General features: G+C 60.3%; 16 protein-coding genes. 2 read left to right on the forward strand and 14 right to left on the reverse strand.

Annotated elements, in window-relative coordinates; all coding sequences use genetic code 11:
• Positions 1-3: 3 nt before the first annotated feature.
• Positions 4-252 carry a DUF6124 family protein gene (locus tag EJA72_RS08240; protein ID WP_157711001.1) on the reverse strand — a complete coding sequence of 83 codons (249 nt, stop codon included), beginning with the start codon at positions 250-252 and terminating at the stop codon, positions 4-6.
• 484 nt (positions 253-736) lie between these two features.
• Positions 737-1,639: a LysR family transcriptional regulator gene (locus EJA72_RS08245; RefSeq protein WP_157711002.1), complete on the reverse strand. Its 903-nt coding sequence runs from the start codon at positions 1,637-1,639 to the stop codon at positions 737-739.
• A gap of 167 nt (positions 1,640-1,806) precedes the next feature.
• Between EJA72_RS08245 and EJA72_RS08250 the strand changes: the two genes are divergently transcribed.
• Positions 1,807-3,033 (forward strand): MFS transporter, encoded by a 1,227-nt coding sequence (locus EJA72_RS08250; protein WP_372240690.1) that lies wholly within the window; start codon positions 1,807-1,809, stop codon positions 3,031-3,033.
• A 154-nt stretch (positions 3,034-3,187) separates the two neighbouring features.
• Here the strand turns inward: EJA72_RS08250 and hemE are convergent, their stop codons facing one another.
• The 11 genes from hemE to EJA72_RS08305 all read right to left on the reverse strand — a co-directional run bounded on the left by hemE (position 3,188) and on the right by EJA72_RS08305 (position 18,998).
• Positions 3,188-4,255, reverse strand: coding sequence for a uroporphyrinogen decarboxylase (gene hemE / locus EJA72_RS08255; RefSeq protein ID WP_008025187.1), 1,068 nt, complete (start codon positions 4,253-4,255; stop codon positions 3,188-3,190).
• 234 nt (positions 4,256-4,489) lie between these two features.
• A complete protein-coding gene (locus EJA72_RS08260) occupies positions 4,490-5,908 on the reverse strand; it encodes an FAD-dependent oxidoreductase (RefSeq protein ID WP_157711003.1) in 1,419 nt (472 codons plus the stop codon).
• Positions 5,909-5,941: 33 nt separating this feature from the next.
• Positions 5,942-10,387 (reverse strand): glutamate synthase large subunit, encoded by a 4,446-nt coding sequence (gltB, locus tag EJA72_RS08265; RefSeq protein ID WP_157711004.1) that lies wholly within the window; start codon positions 10,385-10,387, stop codon positions 5,942-5,944.
• A gap of 351 nt (positions 10,388-10,738) precedes the next feature.
• Positions 10,739-12,340 (reverse strand): AAA family ATPase, encoded by a 1,602-nt coding sequence (locus tag EJA72_RS08270; RefSeq protein ID WP_157711005.1) that lies wholly within the window; start codon positions 12,338-12,340, stop codon positions 10,739-10,741.
• 10 nt (positions 12,341-12,350) lie between these two features.
• Entirely contained in the window at positions 12,351-13,451 is a 1,101-nt protein-coding gene (gene aroB / locus EJA72_RS08275) for a 3-dehydroquinate synthase (protein ID WP_157711006.1), read from the reverse strand.
• 151 nt (positions 13,452-13,602) lie between these two features.
• Positions 13,603-14,121, reverse strand: coding sequence for a shikimate kinase AroK (gene aroK, locus EJA72_RS08280; protein WP_178129182.1), 519 nt, complete (start codon positions 14,119-14,121; stop codon positions 13,603-13,605).
• 4 nt (positions 14,122-14,125) lie between these two features.
• Positions 14,126-16,210, reverse strand: a complete 2,085-nt coding sequence (gene pilQ / locus EJA72_RS08285; RefSeq protein ID WP_157711008.1) for a type IV pilus secretin PilQ family protein — start codon at positions 16,208-16,210, stop codon at positions 14,126-14,128.
• Positions 16,211-16,223: 13 nt separating this feature from the next.
• Entirely contained in the window at positions 16,224-16,751 is a 528-nt protein-coding gene (locus EJA72_RS08290) for a pilus assembly protein PilP (protein ID WP_157711009.1), read from the reverse strand.
• Positions 16,748-17,371 (reverse strand): type 4a pilus biogenesis protein PilO, encoded by a 624-nt coding sequence (gene pilO / locus EJA72_RS08295; RefSeq protein WP_157711010.1) that lies wholly within the window; start codon positions 17,369-17,371, stop codon positions 16,748-16,750. The genes EJA72_RS08290 and pilO overlap by 4 nt, the downstream gene beginning before the upstream one ends.
• Entirely contained in the window at positions 17,368-17,934 is a 567-nt protein-coding gene (locus EJA72_RS08300; RefSeq protein ID WP_157711011.1) for a PilN domain-containing protein, read from the reverse strand. Before EJA72_RS08300 ends, pilO begins: the two co-directional genes overlap by 4 nt.
• Positions 17,934-18,998, reverse strand: a complete 1,065-nt coding sequence (locus tag EJA72_RS08305) for a pilus assembly protein PilM (protein WP_178129184.1) — start codon at positions 18,996-18,998, stop codon at positions 17,934-17,936. The genes EJA72_RS08300 and EJA72_RS08305 overlap by 1 nt, the downstream gene beginning before the upstream one ends.
• 219 nt (positions 18,999-19,217) lie before the next feature.
• Between EJA72_RS08305 and EJA72_RS08310 the strand changes: the two genes are divergently transcribed.
• On the forward strand, positions 19,218-21,656 hold the full coding sequence (locus tag EJA72_RS08310; RefSeq protein WP_372240691.1) for a penicillin-binding protein 1A: 2,439 nt from the start codon (positions 19,218-19,220) through the stop codon (positions 21,654-21,656).
• A gap of 268 nt (positions 21,657-21,924) precedes the next feature.
• Here the strand turns inward: EJA72_RS08310 and EJA72_RS08315 are convergent, their stop codons facing one another.
• Entirely contained in the window at positions 21,925-23,193 is a 1,269-nt protein-coding gene (locus EJA72_RS08315; RefSeq protein WP_157711014.1) for a malic enzyme-like NAD(P)-binding protein, read from the reverse strand.
• Positions 23,194-23,212 lie beyond the last annotated feature (19 nt).

Below are 23,212 nucleotides of genomic sequence, written 5' to 3' on the forward strand. Positions count from 1 at the left end.
GACTTACGGTGGATCTAGATTATCCAGCACCCGATTCACCGCCAGCTCTCCGAGCATGATCGACTGCTGAATCCCCAACAATGCATGCCCCTGCGGCCCGTTCAAATCTCTGGCGAAATCACTCGCCATGACCTTCGCCGAAGCCAGGGATACGCAGGCGTATTCCAGCAGGGTGTGGTTGTCGATGTCGGGGGCGATGAGGAAGATCGGGCTGGTGTGGCAGGGCGCATCTGGGTTTGGCGTATGGGTCATGATTCAGCTTCCTGAAAGAAGGGTGGCAGCCGTACGCAGGTTAGTAGACCGGACGAAGCGCAAACCGGCGCACCCGAAGGTGCCCTGCGCACAGCTACCGTCAAGGGCAGGTATGGACACATACCTGCCTATCAGGAGCGCAAATGCGCTTTACTTCGATACGGGCTACTAAACCCGATCACTGACAATCAGTGACCCGATTCAAGTTAGCGATGCCCCTCCAAGCGCACAAGCCGGCGGATTCTGGGTTAGTTGTAGGCAATGCCGCAAGGAGCTGTAGCCTGCCGGAAGCACTTCAGAAAAGTCCCACAAACAGTGGCGAAGCTTCTGATCTTGTAGGCGCGGGCTGCCTGAAAAACCGCGGCGTTCTTTAGCCCATCGCGAGCAGGCTCGCTCCTACAGTGGATCGGTGGTGGAACAACAATCTTGTTCAAACCGCAAACCCCTGTGGGAGTGAGCCTGCTCGCGATTGACTGCGCAGCAGTCACGCTTTCAGCGGCTCAACCTTGCGCGTCAACAACTCCACAAACGCCTTGGCCATCGGCGATTTCTGATCCTTGCGCTGCACCAGCCACACGGCCGAAACCGCCGCAGGATCGAGCAGCGGCCGGTAGACCACGCCATCAATGCGCATCCGCTGGTAAGACGCCGGCAACACCGACACGCCCAACCCCGCCGCCACCAACCCGATGATGGTCATCGCCTCGCCCGCTTCCTGAGCGAAGTGCGGGCTGAAGCCTGCGTCCCGGGCCAGGCTGAGCAACTGCGCATACAAACCGCTGCCGTAACTGCGAGGAAAAAATACGAATGGTTCCAGGGCCAGGGCTGACAGGAATAATCCCGCCTCACTGTTCTTCACCAACGGGTGCTTGGAACTAAGCACCGCGACCAGCGGCTCGCGCATCAGCTCCACCACGCTGAGGGAATCCGGCAATCCGAGCGGGCGCATGATCCCGACTTCGATCGACTCGTCCACCAGTGCATCCGCCACCTGGGTACTGCTCATCTCCCGCAGATTCAAATGCACCGCCGGGAAGCGCTGGCGAAACGAGAAAATCGCCTGGGGAATGGTCGAGTTGAACGGCGCCGACGATGTGAAGCCGATTTTCAGTTCGCCCAGTTCGCCGAGTTGCGCCCGCCGTGCGACATCCGCCGCTTTGTCGACCTGCGCCAGCGCCAATCGCGCCTCTTGCAGAAACAGGCGACCGGCTTCGCTGAGCTCGACCCGACGATTGGTACGCTCGAACAATCGTGCGCCGACTTCCTGTTCCAGCGCCTGAATCTGCTGGCTCAGCGGTGGTTGAGAGATGCCCAGTACCTGTGCGGCGCGGCCGAAGTGCAGTTCTTCGGCGACGGCGATGAAGTAACGCAGATGACGCAATTCCATGAAAACTCCATTAGGTCGCAAAACCTATCAAACAGGTCGAACAATATATTGGATTGAATCATTAGCCAGCTATATGCTTTTTTCATTGCCTGACCGGCTGCGCTCCTCCGAGGTCCACCGTGAAAACTGCTGTCGCTCCACTCAACCATGAAGTTTCTCCCGCCGCACTGGAAGATGCCGTCGTTGAGCTGAAAGAGATCTACATCGAAAAAGGCACTCCAGCCTTCATGCGCACGGTGCTGGCGCTGTTCTGCGGCGGCTTCGCGACGTTCGCCCTGCTCTATTGCGTGCAGCCGATGATGCCGCTGCTGTCCCACGAATATTCCATCAACGCGGCCCAGAGCAGCCTGATCCTCTCGGTGGCCACTGGCATGCTCGCCATTGGCCTGCTGATCACCGGCCCGATCTCTGATCGCATCGGACGCAAACCAGTGATGGTGGCGGCACTGTTTGCCGCAGCCCTGTGCACCATGGCCAGTGCGATGATGCCGAGCTGGCACGGCGTGCTGGTCATGCGTGCGTTGATCGGGTTGTCATTGAGCGGTTTGGCGGCGGTCGCCATGACATATCTGAGCGAAGAGATTCACCCGCAACACATCGGCCTGGCGATGGGCCTGTACATCGGTGGCAACGCGATCGGCGGGATGAGCGGACGCTTGATTACGGGCGTCCTGATCGACTTCGTCAGTTGGCACACTGCAATGCTCGTGATTGGCGGCCTGGCCATGATCGCGGCGGCGGTGTTCTGGAAAATCCTTCCCGAATCGCGCAACTTCCGCGCCCGCTCGCTGCATCCGCGCAGCTTGCTCGATGGCTTCACCATGCACTTTCGCGACGCCGGATTACCGCTGCTGTTCCTTGAAGCATTCGTGCTGATGGGCGCGTTCGTCACCCTGTTCAACTACATCGGCTATCGCCTGCTGGCCGCGCCGTATCACATGGATCAGGTGTTCGTCGGGTTGCTGTCGGTGGTGTATCTGTCGGGGATCTACAGCTCGGCGAAGATTGGCTCTTTGGCCGACAAGCTCGGTCGTCGCAAAGTGCTCTGGAGCACCATCGCGCTGATGCTTGCCGGCCTTGCCCTGACGATGTTCACGCCACTGCCGCTGGTGATCTTCGGCATGCTGGTGTTCACCTTTGGTTTCTTTGGTGCGCATTCGGTGGCCAGCAGCTGGATCGGCCGTCGGGCGATCAAGGCCAAGGGGCAGGCGTCTTCGTTGTACCTGTTCTGTTATTACGCCGGTGGCAGCATCGCCGGTACCGCAGGCGGTTATTTCTGGCACCTGGGCGGCTGGAACGGGATCGGGTTGTTCATTGGCGCGTTACTGGTGATCGCGCTGTTGGTGGCGTTGAAGCTGGCGAAGTTGCCGCCGCTGGGTGGCCACACCTTGTAGGCGCAAGCGTGCTCGCGATGAGCGTCAGAGCGCCTTGGTTCGTCAGGCAACCCGCTTTATCGTTAACGTTTTTCGCGAGCAAGCTCGCTCCTACAGGGATCTTCGACATACAAAAACGCCCGGCATTTGCCGGGCGTTTTTTATGGGGGGCTGATCACTCGTGATACTGCGCCGACAGCTCATGCACCGCGCGCAGGAATGCACCCGCGTGTTCCGGATCGACTTCTGGCGTGATGCCATGGCCGAGGTTGAACACGTGGCCACTGCCTTTGCCGTAGCTGGCCAGGATGCGACCGACTTCGGTACGAATGGCTTCCGGCTTGGCGTAAAGCACGGTCGGGTCCATGTTGCCTTGCAGCGCGACTTTGTCGCCCACGCGAGCGCGGGCATTGCCGATGTCGCACGTCCAGTCCAGGCCCAGCGCATCAGCGCCGGCATCGGCGATGCTTTCCAGCCACAGGCCGCCGTTCTTGGTAAACAGGATGACCGGAACCTTGCGGCCTTCGTGCTCGCGGATCAGGCCGCTGACGATTTTGCGCATGTAGGCCAGGGAGAACTCCTGATACGCCGCCGCCGAGAGGTTGCCGCCCCAGGTGTCGAAAATCTGTACCGCTTGCGCGCCGGCCATGATCTGACCATTGAGGTAGGACGTCACCGACTGCGCGAGCTTGTCCAGCAACAGGTGCATGGCTTGCGGGTTGTCGTAGAGCATGGCCTTGGTCTTGCGGAAGTCTTTCGACGAGCCGCCTTCGACCATGTAAGTGGCCAAGGTCCATGGGCTGCCGGAGAAGCCGATCAGCGGCACGCGACCGTTGAGCTCACGGCGGATGGTGCTGACCGCGTCCATGACGTAGCCGAGGTCTTTGTGCGGATCAGGAATCGGCAGGGCTTCGATATCCGCCATCGTGCTGACGACTTTCTTGAAGCGCGGGCCTTCACCGGTTTCGAAGTACAGGCCTTGGCCCATGGCATCGGGAATGGTGAGGATGTCTGAGAAGAGGATCGCCGCGTCCAGTTGCGGGTAGCGATCGAGCGGCTGCATCGTGACTTCGCACGCGAACGCCGGGTTCATGCACAGGCTCATGAAGTCGCCTGCCTTGGCGCGGCTGGCGCGGTATTCAGGCAGGTAGCGACCGGCCTGACGCATCATCCACACGGGGGTGACGTCTACGGGTTGCTTGAGCAGGGCGCGAAGGAAACGGTCGTTCTTCAGGGCAGTCATGTCGGCATCCGGAAAAAAAGTGCGGGCATTTTCTCAGAGCGCGACGCAAAAGGCACGGCAAGCGCCGCACCTTTTGTCTATCGGGTCAATTTGTCGCGGTTTGCAGCAGCACAAAACACTGTGGAAGCTGGCCTGCCGGCGATGCAGGCACCTCGGTTGGTCAGGTAGACCGAGGTGATGCTATCGCCGGCAGGCCAGCTCCCACAGGTATTGCAGTGCAGTGTCGAACCGGGTTTAGACGCCCAGGTAATCCAGGATCCCTTCGGCGGCATTGCGGCCTTCGAAGATCGCCGTCACCACCAGGTCAGAACCGCGAACCATGTCGCCACCGGCGAAGATTTTCGGGTTGCTGGTCTGGTGCTTGTATTGACCTTGTTCCGGGGCCACAACGCGGCCTTGGCTGTCGGTCTGGATCTCGAACTGTTCGAACCACGACGCCGGGCTCGGACGGAAACCGAAGGCGATGACCACGGCATCCGCAGGGATGATCTCTTCGGAGCCCGGGATCGGCTCAGGGCTGCGACGGCCACGGGCGTCCGGTTCGCCGAGACGGGTCTCGACCACCTTCACGCCTTCGACACGGTCTTCACCCACAATCGCAATCGGCTGGCGGTTGTAGAGGAATTTCACGCCTTCTTCCTTGGCGTTCTTCACCTCTTTACGCGAGCCCGGCATGTTCGCTTCGTCGCGACGGTACGCACAGGTCACCGACTTGGCGCCCTGGCGAATCGACGTACGGTTGCAGTCCATCGCCGTGTCGCCACCACCCAGCACCACAACCTTCTTGCCTTTCATGTCGACGAAATCTTCCGGCGACTTTTCAAAGCCCAGGTTGCGGTTGACGTTGGCGATCAGGAAGTCCAGCGCGTCATGCACGCCCGGCAGGTCCTCACCGGCAAAGCCGCCCTTCATGTAGGTGTAGGTGCCCATGCCCATGAACACGGCATCGTATTCTTCGAGCAGCTGCTCGATGGTCACGTCCTTGCCCACTTCGGTGTTCAGGCGGAACTCGATGCCCATGCCGGTGAAGACTTCGCGGCGATTGCTCAGCACGGTCTTTTCCAGCTTGAACTCCGGGATACCAAAGGTCAGAAGACCGCCGATTTCCGGGTTCTTGTCGAACACCACCGGGGTCACGCCGCCACGCACCAGCACGTCGGCGCAGCCCAGGCCAGCAGGACCCGCGCCGATTACCGCGACACGCTTGCCGGTCGGCTTGACCTTGGACATGTCCGGGCGCCAGCCCATGGCGAACGCGGTGTCGGTGATGTATTTCTCGACCGAACCGATGGTCACCGCGCCGAAGCCGTCGTTGAGGGTGCACGCACCCTCGCACAGACGGTCTTGCGGGCACACGCGGCCGCAGACTTCCGGCAGGGTGTTGGTCTGGTGCGACAGCTCGGCGGCCTGGAGGATGTTGCCCTCGGCCACCAGCTTCAGCCAGTTCGGAATGAAGTTGTGCACCGGGCACTTCCATTCGCAGTACGGGTTACCGCAACCCAGGCAGCGGTGGGCCTGATCGGCCGAATGCTGGGGTTTGAAGGGTTCGTAGATCTCCACGAACTCTTTCTTGCGTTGACGCAACAGTTTCTTCTTCGGATCTTTGCGCCCGACATCGATGAACTGGAAGTCGTTATTCAGACGTTCAGCCATTGTTAAAACCTCATCAAACTCTTCAGGCGCATATCACTGCGGGTTGGCACGGGTGCTGGAAAGCAGCGATTTCAGGTTGGCAGCCTTGGGCTTGACCAGCCAGAAACGACGCAAGTAGTCATCGAGGTTCTCGGCGAGTTCACGACCCCACTCGCTGTCGGTTTCCTCGACGTACTCGTTCAGCACGTTCTGCAGGTGGCTGCGATAGGCTTCCATCGCTTCGCCGCTGATCCGCTGGATTTCCACCAGTTCGTGGTTGACCCGGTCAACGAAGGTGTTGTCCTGGTCGAGCACGTAGGCGAAACCGCCGGTCATGCCTGAGCCGAAGTTGTAACCGGTCTTGCCCAGGACGCAGACGAAACCACCGGTCATGTACTCGCAGCAGTGATCGCCAGTGCCTTCCACCACGGTGTGGGCACCGGAGTTACGCACGGCAAAACGCTCGCCCGCGGTGCCGGCGGCGAACAGCTTGCCGCCCGTGGCGCCGTAGAGGCAGGTGTTGCCGATGATGGCACTGTCTTGCGTCTTGTAGACGCTGCCCTTTGGCGGAACGATGACCAGTTTGCCACCGGTCATGCCCTTGCCGACGTAGTCGTTGGCGTCGCCTTCGAGGTACATGTTCAGGCCGCCGGCGTTCCACACACCGAAGCTCTGACCGGCCGTCCCTTTGAAGCGGAAGGTGATCGGCGCTTTCGCCATGCCCTGGTTACCGTGCTTGCGCGCGATTTCACCGGAGATCCGCGCACCGATCGAACGGTCGCAGTTGCAGATATCCAGCGCGAACTCGGCACCGCTCAAGTCGTTGATGGCCGAGGTGGCCATGTCGACCATTTTCTCGGCCAGCAGGCCTTTGTCGAACGGCGGGTTGCGGTCTACCTGGCAGAATTGAGGCTTGTCTGCCGGGATGTGATCGCTACCGAGCAACGGCGTCAGGTCCAGGTGTTGCTGCTTGGCGGTCTGCCCTTCGAGAACGTCCAGCAGATCGGTACGACCGATCAGCTCTTCGAGGGAGCGCACGCCCAGTTTGGCGAGCCACTCACGGGTTTCTTCGGCGACGTAGGTGAAGAAGTTCACCACCATGTCGACGGTCCCGATGTAGTGATCCTTGCGCAGCTTCTCGTTCTGAGTCGCGACGCCGGTGGCGCAGTTGTTCAGGTGGCAGATACGCAGGTATTTGCAGCCCAGCGCGATCATTGGCGCGGTACCGAAGCCAAAGCTTTCGGCGCCGAGGATGGCAGCCTTGATCACGTCGAGGCCGGTTTTCAGGCCACCGTCGGTCTGCACCCGGACTTTGCCGCGCAGGTCGTTGCCGCGCAGGGTCTGGTGGGTTTCGGCCAGGCCGAGTTCCCACGGAGCGCCCGCGTATTTGATCGAGGTCAGCGGCGATGCACCGGTGCCACCGTCGTAGCCGGAGATGGTGATCAAGTCCGCGTAGGCCTTGGCCACACCGGCAGCAATGGTGCCGACGCCCGCTTCCGCCACCAGCTTCACCGAGACCAGCGCCTTCGGGTTGACTTGTTTCAAGTCAAAGATCAGCTGCGACAAGTCTTCAATCGAATAGATGTCGTGGTGCGGCGGTGGCGAAATCAGGGTCACGCCCGGCACTGCGTAACGCAGCTTGGCGATCAGACCGTTGACCTTGCCGCCTGGCAGTTGACCACCTTCGCCGGGCTTGGCGCCCTGGGCAACCTTGATCTGCAGCACTTCGGCGTTGACCAGGTATTCCGGGGTCACACCGAAACGGCCAGTGGCGACCTGCTTGATTTTCGAGCTCTTGATAGTGCCGTAGCGCGCCGGGTCTTCGCCGCCTTCGCCGGAGTTGGAACGCGCACCGAGGCGGTTCATGGCTTCAGCCAGGGCTTCGTGAGCTTCCGGCGACAAGGCACCGAGGGAGATGCCCGCGGAGTCGAAGCGCTTGAGCACCGATTCCAGCGGTTCGATCTCGCTGATGTCCAGCGGCGTATCGAGGGTTTTGACTTTAAGCAGGTCGCGGATCATCGACACTGGGCGGTTGTCCACCAGCGACGTGTATTCCTTGAACTTGCTGTAGTCACCCTGCTGCACGGCAGCTTGCAACGTGTTGACCACGTCCGGGTTGTACGCGTGATATTCGCCACCGTGGACGAATTTCAGCAGACCGCCCTGCTGGATCGGCTTGCGCGGGCTCCAGGCTTCGGCGGCGAGTGCTTTCTGCTCGGCTTCGATGTCGACGAAACGCGCGCCCTTGATGCGGCTTGGCACGCCCTTGAAGCTCAGGTTGCAGACTTCCTCGGACAGGCCGATGGCTTCGAACAACTGCGCACCGCGGTACGAAGTAATGGTCGAGATGCCCATCTTCGACAGGATCTTGAGCAGGCCCTTGGTGATGCCTTTGCGGTAGTTCTTGAACACCTCATAGAGGTCGCCCAGCACTTCACCGGTACGGATCAGGTCGCCCAGCACTTCGTAGGCCAGGAACGGATAGACCGCCGAAGCTCCGAAACCGATCAACACCGCAAAGTGATGCGGGTCGCGAGCGGTGGCGGTTTCCACGAGGATGTTGGAGTCGCAACGCAGGCCTTTCTCGGTCAGGCGGTGGTGCACCGCGCCGGTGGCCAGCGAAGCGTGGATCGGCAATTTGCCCGGGCCGATATGACGGTCGCTCAGCACAACCTGGGTACGACCGGCGCGCACGGCTTCTTCAGCCTGATCGGCGACGTTGCGGATGGCCGCTTCGAGGCCGACGCTTTCGTCGTAGTTCAGGTCGATGATCGCGCGCTCGAAGCCAGGGCGATCGAGGTTCATCAGTGAACGCCACTTGGCCGGGGAAATGACCGGCGAGCTGAGGATCACGCGCGAGGCGTGTTCCGGCGACTCCTGGAAGATGTTGCGCTCGGCACCGAGGCAGATCTCCAGCGACATGACGATGGCTTCACGCAGCGGGTCGATCGGCGGGTTGGTGACCTGCGCGAACTGCTGGCGGAAATAGTCGTACGGGGTGCGCACGCGTTGGGACAGCACGGCCATCGGCGTATCGTCGCCCATCGAGCCCACGGCTTCGTAGCCTTGCTCGCCGAGCGGACGCAGCACCTGGTCGCGCTCTTCGAACGTGACCTGATACATCTTCATGTACTGCTTGAGCTGATCGACGTCGTAGAACGCCGAACCGTGGTCATTGTCTTCCATGGTCGCCTGAATGCGCAGGGCATTCTTGCGCAGCCATTGCTTATACGGATGACGGGACTTCAAGCGGTTGTCGATGGCGTCGGTGTCGAGGATCTGACCGGTTTCGGTGTCCACGGCAAAGATCTGGCCCGGGCCGACACGGCCCTTGGCGATCACATCTTCAGGCTGGTAGTTCCAGACACCGATTTCCGAAGCCAGGGTGATGAAGCCGTTCTTGGTGGTGACCCAACGCGCCGGGCGCAGACCGTTACGGTCGAGCAGGCACACCGCGTAACGACCGTCGGTCATTACCACGCCGGCCGGGCCGTCCCACGGCTCCATGTGCATCGAGTTGTATTCGTAGAACGCCCGCAGGTCCGGGTCCATGGTCTCGACGTTCTGCCACGCAGGCGGAATGATCATTCGCACGCCACGGAACAGGTCGATGCCACCGGTGACCATCAGCTCGAGCATGTTGTCCATGCTGGAGGAGTCGGAGCCGACACGGTTGACCAGCGGGCCGAGTTCTTCCAGGTCCATCAAGTCGTTGGTGAACTTGGTGCGACGGGCCACAGCCCAGTTGCGGTTGCCGGTGATGGTGTTGATTTCGCCGTTGTGCGCCAGGAAGCGGAACGGTTGGGCCAGCGGCCATTTCGGCAGGGTGTTGGTCGAGAAGCGCTGGTGGAACACGCAAATCGAGGTTTGCAGGCGCTCATCGCTCAGGTCTGGATAGAAGGCGGTCAAATCCGCCGGCATCATCAGGCCTTTATAAATGATGGTCTTGTGCGAAAAGCTGCAGATGTAGTGATCGGTGTCGGCGGCGTTGGCCACGGACGAACGACGACGGGAGGTGAACAGCTTGATCGCCATGTCCTGATCGCTCAGGCCTTCACCGCCGATGTACACCTGTTCGATCTGCGGCAGGCGCTCGAGCGCCAGGCGGCCGAGGACGCTGGTGTCGATCGGCACTTTGCGCCAGCCGATCAGTTGCAGGCCAGCGGCCAGGATCTCGCGGTTCATGTTCTCGCGAGCGGCTTCGGCTTTCACCGGGTCCTGGTTGAAGAAGACCATGCCCACGGCATATTGCTTGGGCATTTCGACGCCAAAGGTTTCCTGGGCGATGGCTCGCAGGAACACGTCCGGCTTTTGAATCAGCAGACCGCAACCGTCACCGGTCTTGCCGTCGGCATTAATCCCACCGCGGTGGGTCATGCAGGTCAGGGCCTCGATGGCCGTTTGCAAAAGGGTATGACTGGGCTCGCCCTGCATATGGGCTATCAGGCCGAAACCGCAGTTATCCTTGAATTCATCTGGTTGGTACAGACCTGCTTTCATAGACACTTTCTCACCAGGCTGCCTCTTGTCGAGGCAAATTTCTTTTCAATTCAACCACTTACCATCCGCGCCGGACGTTCGCCAGCTTTGCGGGGGCAAAAGGGAGGTCATTGTACACACCGACACTTAGCCTCACAAATTTGACGACGAACTGTCGCAAATCTATGTCGCATTTGTGAAAGGTTTAAAGCGATCTGCTGTGCTAGTCAAAACTTTTTTTAATTCTGACCGCAACGACTCAAAGACTACTGTGACGCAGACACCACAAGGCACGCGATCTAAAGAGACGGCGCGCGCTTGCAGAAATTTTGAGGTGCTTGGAGAGGCGGCCTGGGTAAGGCCGCCGAATCTTCAGCGAGCTGTTGCCAGTTCTTGTTGGACACTGGCGACAGAGCGAGGCCAAGGTTTACCAGCCTGAACCTTCGCTGGCAAGGCCTTGATGGCGGTTACGGCCGCATCGCGGTTGGCGAAGCTGCCGTAAGTGATGACGTAAAGCGGTTTGCCGTTAAGCACTTTCTTGAAATAACGGTACTCGCCGCCCTGCTCCTTGACGAAGTTTTGTGCGGTCGCTTCGGAGCTGGTGCCGAGGATCTGCACCACGTAATTGCCCGGAGCCTGCCCGGCGTACCAGGTGCCGCCGGCGGCTTTGGCCACGGCGACAGGCTTCTCGGCAGGTTTGGCGGCAGCGGCAGCCACAGCAGCAGGCTTGGCCGGCACTGGAGCAGGCTTCACGGCAGGCGCAGTCGGCACTGGCTTGGCTGTCGCGACCTGAGTTGGCGCGGGAACCGGTTTGGCGGCAGGTGTCGGCGCCGGGCCTGGCTGCACGCCTGCAGGCGGTGCAGTCGTGGTCACGGTTGGCGGTGTGGCGCTGGAACCTTCGACCGGCACGCCGTCGTCGCCTTCAGTGATACCGCCAGCCGCTTCGGCCAACGGACCGCGCATGACCGGCTGCGAGTTGCCGACCAACGGCAACGGCATCGGCTGGGAGTTACCGGCGAATTCGACGGAAGGTGCACCGCCGCTGTTCGGTGTTGGCGTGCCCTGGCCGAGCGGCAGTTGTGCCTGTTCGTTGGCAGGAGCGCCAGTGGTCGGTGCTTTGCTGCGACCCGGCATCAACCAGGCGGCGGCTACCGCGACCACGACGACGGCGGAAATCGCCAATACGTGTTTCTTCGGCATATTGAACCCCATACTTGGACGCTTGACCGCTGAGCGGCTGGCTATCATGGCTTCGATCATCGCATCGCGAGCGACCTGGTTGATGGTGCCAGGCCAACCCTCGGAGCTTTCGTGAATATCAGAGATCTGATCTGCGGTGAAAAGTTCGATACCCCGACCGGCACCCTCGAGCCGCTGCTCAAGGTATTCGCGGGTTTCTTCTTCGGCGTAGGGCTGCAGTTCGATGACGTGAAAACGCTCTTCCTCGAGATGCAAGGCCTCAAGCTGAGCGATCAGCGACGACTCGCCGAACAGGAAGACGTGCGGGCGACCTTCAGGTGCGCCAGCAGCGAGGGTCATCAAGGCTTCAAGCGCGGATTCGTCGAGATGCTCGGCGTCGTCCACCAGCAGATAGACTTCCTGGCCGGTCAGCGCGAGTTGCACCACCTGAGCCAGAATCGCGCCGGTCTCGGGCTGGGCGACGTTCAGCGTCTGGGCAATTTGGCGCAACAGGCCGGCCGCATCGCCGGCACCGCGCGCGGAAACCACGACGCTCTGAACGGATTGCTTGTTGGTGCTGGCCACCAGGGCCTGACGCAACAGGGTCTTGCCACTGCCCTCGGGGCCAGTGACCACCAACAGCAACTGGCTGTAGCGGGCCAGGTGATGCAACTGCCCCAGCACCGGTTTGCGCTGGGCCGGGAAAAACTTGAAGCCTGGGACCCGTGGAGCGAAAGGGTCGTGGCTCAACTGGTAGTGGCCGAGGAAAGCCTCGTCGGCATGCAAACTAGTCATCGGGATCTTATTAACCTTTAAGCTGAGCCAGGGCGCGGTAGTCCGCTCCCAGCGTGGCCTGTAGAACCTCTTTCGGATAATCGTCGGTCACCACCGCTTCGCCCATGTGGCGCAGCAGCACCAGGCGCAAACGACCGTCGATCACTTTCTTGTCAATTGCCATATGTTCGAGGAAATCGGCTTCGGTCATCTCTTCAGGCGGGATGACCGGCAGGCCGGCACGCTGGAACAGACGAATGCCGCGATCGCGCTCTTGCTCGCTGATCCAGCCCAAGCGCGCGGACATTTCCAGCGCCATTACAGTGCCAGCAGCCACGGCTTCCCCGTGAAGCCAGACACCATAGCCCATGTGGGTTTCGATGGCGTGGCCAAAGGTGTGCCCCAGATTGAGCGTGGCGCGTACGCCGGTTTCCTTTTCGTCAGCGCCGACGACCGCAGCTTTGGCCGCGCAGGAGCGCTCGATCGCATAGGTCAAGGCAACCTGGTCGAGCGCCCGCAGGCGATCGACGTTTTCTTCAAGCCAGGTCAGGAACGGCTCGTCGCAAATCAACCCGTACTTGATCACTTCGGCAAGCCCGGCGGACAGCTCGCGAGCCGGCAAAGTATTGAGGGAGGCGGTATCGATCAGCACCACGTTCGGCTGATAGAAGGCACCGACCATGTTCTTGCCCAGCGGATGGTTGATCCCGGTCTTGCCGCCCACCGAAGAGTCGACTTGCGACAGCAGCGTGGTCGGCACCTGAATGAAATCGACCCCGCGCTGGTAACAGGCGGCAGCAAAGCCGGCCATGTCACCAATGACACCACCACCAAGGGCAATCACCGTGGTGCGCCGGTCGTGCCGTGCGGTCAGCAGGCCGTCGAAAATCAGTTGCAGGGTTTCCCAGGTCTTGAAGGCTTCGCCGTCTGGCAGCACCACGGAAATGACCGAGTACTGTTCAAGACTGCGGGTCAGACGTTCGAGATAGAGCGGCGCAACGGTTTCGTTGGAAATGATCGCCACTTGCCGTCCGCGTATATGCGGGGCCAGCAGCTCGGGCTGATCCAACAAACCTTCGCCAATATGAATCGGGTAGCTGCGCTCGCCTAGATCGACCTTGAGTGTCTGCATGTGTCCCCACAGTAAAGATGGAATCAGGCGTCCTGCCTTGAATTAACGAATGTCCCCGGCGTCTGTTGGTGTGACGCCGTTCGATAGTCATCCGCCACAACCTTGAGCGGCCATGACAGGACGCCGAGGATAGCGCATTTCGCGCCGGGCTTTAACGAGGCGGTAGCTGCTGCAAGCGCTCTAGAATATCGAGTACCACCATTCGTGGCGGCCGCTCATCGGTTTCCACCACCAGGTCGGCGATTTCCCGATAAAGCGGATCGCGGATCGCCAACAGATCCCGAAGGGTCTTGGCCGGATCGGCTGTACGCAACAAGGGGCGATTGCGGTCGCGGGCCGTGCGGCCGACCTGCTGCTCGACAGAGGCATGCAAGTAGACCACCCGACCACCGGCGTGCAACGCCTTGCGATTGGCTTCGCGCATGACCGCTCCGCCGCCGGTCGCCAATACCACGCCGTCGCATTCGCAGAGCTCGGCAATCATTGCCTGTTCGCGATCACGAAAGCCCGGTTCGCCTTCCTTATCGAAGATCCATGGGATATTGGCGCCGGTGCGCAATTCAATTTCCTTATCGGAATCTTTGAACGGCAGGCGCAGCTCTTTGGCCAGCAACCGGCCGATGGTGCTTTTTCCAGCCCCCATCGGTCCTACAAGAATCAAATTTCGCACAGAATCAACGACTCACAGCAATCGCCTGGTTATTCATGATACGCGGAGTGAGAAACACCAACAGCTCGGATTTTTTCTCCGAAACCACGTCACGCCGGAAAAGGCGGCCAAGATACGGCACATCGCCAAGAAATGGCACCTTATCTACAACCTTGCTTTGAGTATTTGAGAAAACACCGCCAATTACGATGGTCTCGCCGTCGTTGACCAGCACCTTGGCATTGACCTCGTTTTTCTTGATCGGCGGCACATCCTGCACTTTGTTCAGGTAGTCCGGTTCGTCCTTGGTGACCTTGACCTCCATGATGATCCGGTTGTCCGGGGTGATTTGCGGCGTCACTTCCAGCGACAGGGAAGCCTCCTTGAACGACACCGACGTCGCGCCGCTGGAACTGGCTTCCTGATAGGGAATTTCGGTGCCCTTGAGGATTTTCGCGGTTTCCTTGTCGGACGTGACCACTTTGGGCTGTGAGACGATTTCGCCGTTGCCGGTCTTCTCCATCGCCGTCAGCTCCAGGTCGAGCAGCACATTGTCGGTGATGAAGGCGATCCCAAGCCCCGAGGTATTGTTGACGGTACCCATGTCGACGAACGGCGAGTTGGTGCTGGTACTGCCCGGCGTGCCGATGGTCGACGAAGCGTTGGCCCCGTTGCTGACACCCGAACTGTTCCAGTTGCCTTTGTTCTGGATCGAGCCACCCCAGCGCACGCCGAGGCTTTTGTCGTAGTCGACGTTGGCTTCGACGATGCGCGCCTCGATCATCACCTGACGTACCGGGATATCCAGTTGCGCCACGATACGGCGAAGTTCATCGAGGCGGTCCTGGGTCTGGTAGGCAATGATGTTGTTGGTCCGCTCATCGACGGTGATCGAGCCGCGCTCGTCGATCTTGGCCTCGGCGCTGGTCACGGAGGTGAAGAGCTTGGCGATGTCCGCAGCCTTGGCGTAGTTGACCTGCAATAGTTCGCGCCGCAACGGCGCAAGTTCAGCAATCTGTTTCTGCGACTCCAGTTCCTGACGCTCGCGAGCGGCAATTTCATCGGCCGGCGCCACGAGCAACACGTTGCCGATCTTGCGTTTGTCCAGCCCCTTGGTTTTCAGCACCAGGTCCAGCGCCTGGTCCCACGGTACGTTTTGCAAGCGCAGGGTGATCCCGCCCTGCACCGTATCGCTGGCCACCAGATTGAGGTTGGTGAAATCGGCGATCAGTTGCAGCACCGAGCGCACATCAATGTCCTGGAAATTCAGCGAAAGCTTTTCTCCGCTGTAGGCGAACCGCTCGGCATTGCGTTTTTGCAGGTCATCGACAGTCATCGGGCGGATGCTGACAGTCAGTTTGTTGTCGGTCTGATAGGTCGAATAATCGAAGGCGCCGCTGGGCTCGATGCTGATCGTGGCCCGGTCTCCCGTTGCGCTGGCGTTGACGAATTGCACCGGTGTCGCGAAATCCTTGACGTCCAGGCGCACGCGCAACGGTTCGGGCAATTGGGTCTTGGCGAAACCGAGGATTATTTTGCCATCGTGCTCCTGAATGTCCGGGGCGATGGATGGGTCTGACAGGTCGATCACCACATTGCCTTCACCCTGCGTCCCGCGCTGAAAATCCACGCCGCGAATCGCCTTGCTCACCGGCGCATAGGCTTTCGCCGGAGCGGGCGAAGCAGTGGCTGGACGGGGTGCGCTGGCGGCCGGCCTGGCTGCTTTGCTCGCGCCTTGCCCGACAACCACAAACAGATTGCTGCCTTCGACCCGTGTTGTGCACGGGGCCAGCTGGGACAGGTTGATGATCAGTCGCGTGCGGTCCTTGGCTTCCACCACCGTGGCGCTGCGCGCATTGCCGCCACCCAGGTCACGGTTTTTGCTCGCCAGTTGACTGACCACGCCGGGTAGATCCAGGGCGATGCGTGCCGGTTGCTCCGTCGTGTATCCGTGGGGAGCGGGTGGTGGCGTATCGAACGTCAACTTCAACTCGACGCGGTCACCAGGTAGCGCAGCGACATCCAGCGCTTTGAGGGTAGCCGCTTGTACCATCGGCGAAACCAACGCTATCCATAGCGAAACGCCGACGGTTGAGAAAATCCTGTTCATTATTCGAGTCCCACTATGAGTGCTCTTTCAAAGGGATGGTCCGCGGCCGTTCCAGCCAGGCGCCTTGGCCATCGGGAACGATTTCGACCACATCGACTTGCGAGCCGCTGATGGCGACGATCCGCCCATCATTGCGCCCCAGGTAGTCGCCGACTTTCAGCCGATGCACACCGCCAGCGCCACGCAGCAACGCAAACGATCCAGAGGCATTGGAAATCGTGCCGACCATTTCAAACTGCTCGATGTTGAAGCCTTCGAGGTACTGCTTGACCCGGTTGGTATCCGGCTTGACGTTGCGCGAGCCGCGTTTCTGCCCGGCCAGATCAACCCTGAGTTGCGGGGAAAACGGGCTTCGCAGGTTGGCAGCGTTGTAGGTGAATGTTGGGTAAGACCGGAATATCGGCGTGGGTTCAATCTTGCCCGGTGCCCGCAAACGCATTTCGTTCATGTACGCGTCCAGATCACTGAAATCCTTGTCACCGCCGCAACCTGCCAGGCAGGCAAACATCACGACCATCGCAAAACAACGGACCGGGCTCATTTCTGCAGCCCTTTGTCGTTGTAACGGTAGGTCTTGGCCAGGATGCTCATGCGCAACTTCGGCCCGCCCTCGGGGTTGGCCGGCGCCAGGTCGAAGTCATGCAGGGTGACGATTCGCGGCAACCCGGCCACGCCGCTGACGAACGTCGCCAGGTCGTGATAGGCCCCGGTGACGGTGATCTGAATCGGCAGTTCGATGTAGAACGGCTGGGTGACCTCCGGCAGCAGTTTGATCTCTTCGAATTCGAGGCCACTGCCCAGGCCCGTGCGGGTTATGTCTTCCAGCAGCCCAGGCACTTCGGTGTCACTCGGCAATTGCCGCAGCAGCACGCCGAAGGAGTTCTCCATCTCCTTCATCTGCTGGGTATACAGCTCCAGATTCGCCGCCATGTGCGCCTTGTTGGCAAATTGCTCTTTGAGTGCTGACTCTTCCTCGCGTTTTTGATCCAGCTGACTTTCCAGATCGCTCGTGGAAAAGCTGTAGCCCAGGGCCAACACCAGAATCATCAGCAGGACAACCGCCAACGCCTTGATCGCCGGGGGCCAGGAGCCGATGTTGTTGGTGTCGAGGTCGTTGATATCAATCTTGCGCAGCGTTTCCAGCCAATTGGACACACTCATTGGCCGCCCTCCACAGCGGCAGGCTGAGTCTGACGAACGGTCAACTGAAATACGTTGGCCTGATCCAGCTGACCTGCCGTGGTCGCTTTGACTTCCGTGAGGCTGGGTGCATCGAACCAGTCGGAGGCATCCAGATTGCGCATCAAGTCTGAAACACGATTGTTGGATTCTGCGGCGCCAGTAATGGACAGCGTCTTGCCGGCCATTTTCACCTCGGTGAAATACACGCCGTCAGGCAACGTGCGCGCCAACTGATCAAAAATCCGCCCGCTAATTGGCCGGTTGCCTTGCAAGTCCTGGATGATGCGCATGCGCTCGACCAATTGCTGGCGTCGCGCCTTCAAATCGCCGATCTGCTTGATCCGCTCGTCGACCACGGAAATCTGCTGGCCGATGTAATTGTTGCGGGCGACTTGCCGGTCAATCGCAGCGCCAATAACCTGGTTCGCCATCAGGACCGCCGCGACCGATCCCGCGAGTCCACCGACCAATACCAGTAAAAAACGTTTTCGGCGCTGCTCACGCAGCTCTTCGCGCCAGGGGAGCAGGTTGATCCGCGCCATCAGTCAAAACTCCTCAGCGCCAGGCCGCAGGCGATCATCAGTGCCGGCGCATCGCTCGCCAGAGCGCCGGCATTGACCTTGCTGCTCAGGGCCATGTCGGAGAAGGGATTGGCTACTTGAGTTGGCGTAGCCAATCGCTGCTCGATCAGGCGGTCCAGCCCCGGGACCGAAGCGGTGCCGCCAGCGAGAAGGATGTGATCAACCGCGTTGTACTGGCCGGAGGCAAAGAAGAACTGCAACGATCGCGACACTTGCTGCACCAGCGCGTCGCGAAACGGCTGTAAAACCTCGCTGATGTAATCGTCCGGCAAGCCGCCCTGCTTCTTCGCGAGCCCCGCCTGCTCGAGGGTCAGGCCATAACGACGCTGGATCTCCTCCGTCAACTGACGACCGCCGAACAATTGCTCGCGGGTGTAGATGATCTTGCCGTTGTGCAGCACGCTCAGGGTGGTCATGGTGGCGCCGATGTCGACGACCGCCACCGTCAAACGTTCCTGAGACGCCGCCAACTGGGTCGCCAGCAAACCGAACGAACGCTCCAGCGCGTAGGCCTCGACGTCGACCACGCGCGCCGTCAGGCCGGCGAGCGCCAGGGCGGCTTCTCGGACTTCGACGTTTTCCTTGCGACAGGCTGCCAGCAGCACATTGACCCGCTCGGGGTTGCGCGCCGATGCGCCCTGGACCTCGAAATCGATGGCGACTTCGTCCAATGGATAGGGGATGTATTGATCGGCCTCGATCTTCAGCTGGTTTTCCATCTCTTCGTCGGAAAGACCGGCATCCATTTCGATGGTCTTGGTGATCACCGCCGAGCCGGCAACGGCCACGGCGACGCTCCTGAGACTGGTTCGGGCCTTGAGCAACACGCGCGCGAGTGCTTGCCCCACCCCCTCGAGCTCGGCAATGTTTTTCTCGATGACAGCGCTGGCGGGCAGAGGCTCTACCGCGTAGGCCTCGACCCGGTACCGGCCGCCCTGGCGGCTTAACTCCAGAAGTTTCACCGAGGTGGAACTGATGTCGATCCCAAGAAGCGTGTTGGCCTTTTTATTGAAGAGTCCTAGCACTACCAATTCCCTATGACTATCCGTGAGTTACGGACTCTGTAATGTCCATTGCGTTCAATCCATCCGTCTTGACAGCAGCGCAAATGACGCTCTCGACCGAAAAATGCTTATAATGCCCAGCGTTTTTTTCCGGTTTTTACTCCAAGCGCGGGTTGTTCTCCTTTAAGCCTGAACCCTGATGCCCAATTCATTCTTTGCCCTGGATATCCAAAAGCCTTGATTCGTCTGCTGAAATTTTTCGGTTGGTCCATCGTCGCCGTTTTCTGCGGACTGCTCCTCGGTCTGAGCGGCGCGTTTCTTTACCTTAGTCCTGGATTGCCGTCTGTGGAGGCACTGAGAAGCATTCAGTTGCAGATTCCCCTCCGGGTCTACAGCAGCGATAACAAGTTGATCGCAGAATTCGGCGAAATGCGCCGCACGCCGATCCGTTTCGGCGACATTCCCCCCAACTTCATTAATGCGTTACTAAGTGCTGAAGACGACAACTTTGCCAATCACTACGGCGTCGACCCCAGCAGCCTGATGCGCGCCGCGACCCAACTGGTCAAAAGCGGGCACATCCAGTCCGGCGGCAGCACCATCACCATGCAGGTGGCGAAGAACTTTTTCCTGACCAGCGAACGCAGTTTCTCGCGCAAAACCACGGAAATTCTCCTGGCCTTGCAGATCGAACGGCAGCTGACCAAGGACGAGATCCTTGAGCTGTACGTCAACAAGATCTATCTGGGAAACCGTGCCTACGGTATCGAGGCGGCGGCCCAGGTTTATTACGGCAAGTCGATTCGTGATGTCAGCCTGGCGCAGATGGCGATGATCGCCGGTCTTCCTAAAGCTCCGTCCCGCTTCAACCCGCTGGCCAACCCGGCCCGCAGCAAAGAGCGTCGCGACTGGATCCTTGGCCGCATGTACAAGCTCGGCAAGATCACGGAATCCGACTACACCACGGCCATCAACGAGCCGCTGAACGCCAGCTATCACGTACCAACCCCTGAAGTGAATGCGCCCTACATCGCCGAAATGGCCCGCGCCGAAATGGTCGGTCGTTATGGCAGCGATGCGTACACCGAAGGCTTCCGTGTCACCACCACCGTGCCGAGCAATCTGCAGGAAATGGCGAACTCGGCGGTCCACGAAGGCTTGATGACCTACGATCAGCGCCATGGCTACCGCGGCCCCGAGTCGCGCCTGCCGGGCAAGACCCGCGAAGCCTGGACCACCGAGCTGACCAAGCAACGCACGATCAGCAGCCTTGAGCCCGCCATCGTCACCCAGGTCGAGAAGAACGGCCTGCAAGTGATGACCCGCACCGGCGAAGAACACGTTGGCTGGGACAGCATGAAATGGGCGCGGCCGTTCCTGAACACCAACAGCATGGGCGCCAATCCGAAGCAGCCGTCGGATGTGGCCCAGGTCGGCGACCTGATTCGCGTACAGCGCCAGCCGGATAACTCGCTGAAATTCAGCCAGATCCCGCAGGCCCAAGGCGCACTGGTCTCCCTTGACCCGCAGAACGGCGCAATTCGCTCGCTGGTGGGTGGTTTTGCTTTCGAACAGAGCAACTACAACCGCGCCATGCAGGCCAAGCGTCAGCCGGGCTCCAGCTTCAAGCCGTTCGTCTACAGTGCCGCACTGGATAACGGCTATACCGCCGCCAGCCTGGTGAACGATGCACCGATCGTGTTCGTCGACGAATACCTAGACAAGGTCTGGCGCCCGAAGAATGACACCAACACCTTCCTCGGCCCGATCCGCCTGCGTGAAGGCTTGTACAAGTCGCGCAACCTGGTCTCGATCCGGTTGGTGCAGGCGCTGGGCGTTGATCGCACCATCGACTACATCAGCAAGTTCGGCTTCAACAAGCAGGACCTGCCGCGCAACCTGTCGCTGGCCCTGGGCACCGCGACCCTGACCCCCATGGAAATCGCCACTGGCTGGAGCACCTTCGCCAACGGCGGCTACAAGATCAGCCCGTACATCATCGACAAGATTGAAAGCCGCAACGGTGACACGCTGTTCGTCGCCAACCCGCCGAGCGTGCCTAAAGGCGACGTTGCCAGCGATGGCATAGCGGCTCCGACTGCTGGCGCCTTCACGGTCAACGCCACGCCAGGCGAAGCGATGAGTGCACAACCGGCGCCGCAAGCCCCGGCAGTGGCTGAACGTATCATCGATGGCCGCACCACGTTCATTCTCAACAGCATGCTTGAGGACGTGATCAAGCTCGGCACCGGCCGTCGTGCACTGGCCATGGGTCGTCCGGACATTGCCGGCAAAACCGGTACGACCAACGAATCGAAGGATGCCTGGTTCTCCGGGTACAACGCCGATTACGTGACCACCGTCTGGACCGGTTTCGACCAGCCGGAAAGCCTGGGCAAACGCGAGTTTGGCGGCACCGTCGCCCTGCCTATCTGGATGAACTACATGAGCGCCGCGCTCAAAGGCTTGCCGCCGCATACGCAGCCTGAGCCGGAAGGCATCCTCAGCCTGCGCGTCGATCCGGTCAGCGGCCGTGCCGCCAGTCCGGGCACGCCAGGGGCGTACTTCGAACTGTTCAAGGCCGAAGACACGCCGCCGTCGGTCAACGAGCTGGGTAACGGCAATGCGCCGGGCAGCCCGCTGCCAGCGGACGAAGCGGCGCCGATCGATTTGTTCTGATCGCGTAGCGCTTAGCCAAAAGCCCCGCCTTCGTGAGAAGCGCGGGGCTTTTTGTTGCCCGCAGGTTTTGGTGAACCTGTGCCGGCCTCTTCGCGGGCAAGCCTCGCTCCTACAGGGCTTATGGCGCACCCAAGAAATATGCATCACCGCCTATCTTGTAGGAGCGAGGCCTGCCCACGAAGGGGCCGCACAACCACCACAAAACCACAGGCGAAAAAAAGCCCCGACTCATAAGAACCGGGGCCTTCTGTTGAAGCGCTACAACGGCTTAGCCGTTGAACACGTCATCCACGCTTTTCAGCGGGTAGTTCTTCGGATACGGCAGGGTCGCCACGCCAGTCTCGATGGCCGCTTTCGCCACGGCATCGGAGATCACGGTGATCAGACGGGCATCCATTGGCTTCGGAATGATGTACTCACGACCGAATTCCAGCTTGATGCCGCCGTAGGCGTCGCACACTTCCTGAGGTACTGGCAGCTTGGCCAGTTCTCGCAGGGCGTTGGCAGCAGCCACTTTCATTTCTTCGTTGATGCGCTTGGCGCGAACGTCCAGGGCACCACGGAAGATGAACGGGAAGCCCAGTACGTTGTTGACCTGGTTCGGGTAATCCGAACGGCCGGTCGCCATGATCACGTCGTCACGAGTGGCGTGCGCCAGTTCCGGGGAGATTTCCGGATCCGGGTTCGAGCATGCGAACACGATCGGGTTCGCCGCCATGGACTTCAGGCCTTCAGGGCTCAGCAGGTTCGGGCCGGACAGGCCAACGAACACGTCAGCACCAGCCAGGGCGTCAGCCAGGGTGCGCTTGTCGGTCGCGTGAGCGAAGACAGCCTTGTACTGGTTCAGGTCGTCACGGCCGGAGTGGATCACACCGGTACGGTCAACCATGAAGATGTTTTCGATGTTGGCACCCATGCTCACCAGCAATTTCATGCAGGAGATGGCGGCCGCACCGGCGCCCAGGCAAACGATCTTGGCGTCGGCCAGGGTTTTGCCAGCGATTTCCAGGGCGTTGATCATGCCGGCCGCAGTAACGATTGCGGTGCCGTGCTGGTCATCGTGGAAAACCGGGATGTCGCACTGTTCAATCAGCGCGCGCTCGATCTCAAAGCACTCTGGGGCCTTGATGTCTTCCAGGTTGATGCCACCGAAGGTGATGGAGATGCGTTTTACGGTGTCGATGAAGGCTTGCGGGCTTTCGGAGTCGACTTCGATGTCGAAAACGTCGATGCCGGCGAAGCGCTTGAACAGCACGCCCTTACCTTCCATCACAGGCTTGGAAGCCAATGGGCCGAGGTTACCCAGACCAAGAATCGCGGTGCCATCGGAAATGACTGCAACCAGGTTGCCTTTGCCGGTGTATTTGTAGGCCAATTCAGGATCGCGGGCGATTTCGCGTACTGGTTCGGCTACGCCGGGGCTGTAGGCCAGCGACAGGTCGCGGGCGGTAGCGGTGGCCTTGGTGAGCTCGACACTCAGCTTACCTGGACGAGGATGGGCGTGATATTCGAGAGCGGCAGTTTTCAGATCAGACATGGGGGCATTCCGCTTTTTA

Source organism: Pseudomonas sp. PB120, from assembly GCF_009761815.1.
Classification (GTDB): domain Bacteria; phylum Pseudomonadota; class Gammaproteobacteria; order Pseudomonadales; family Pseudomonadaceae; genus Aquipseudomonas.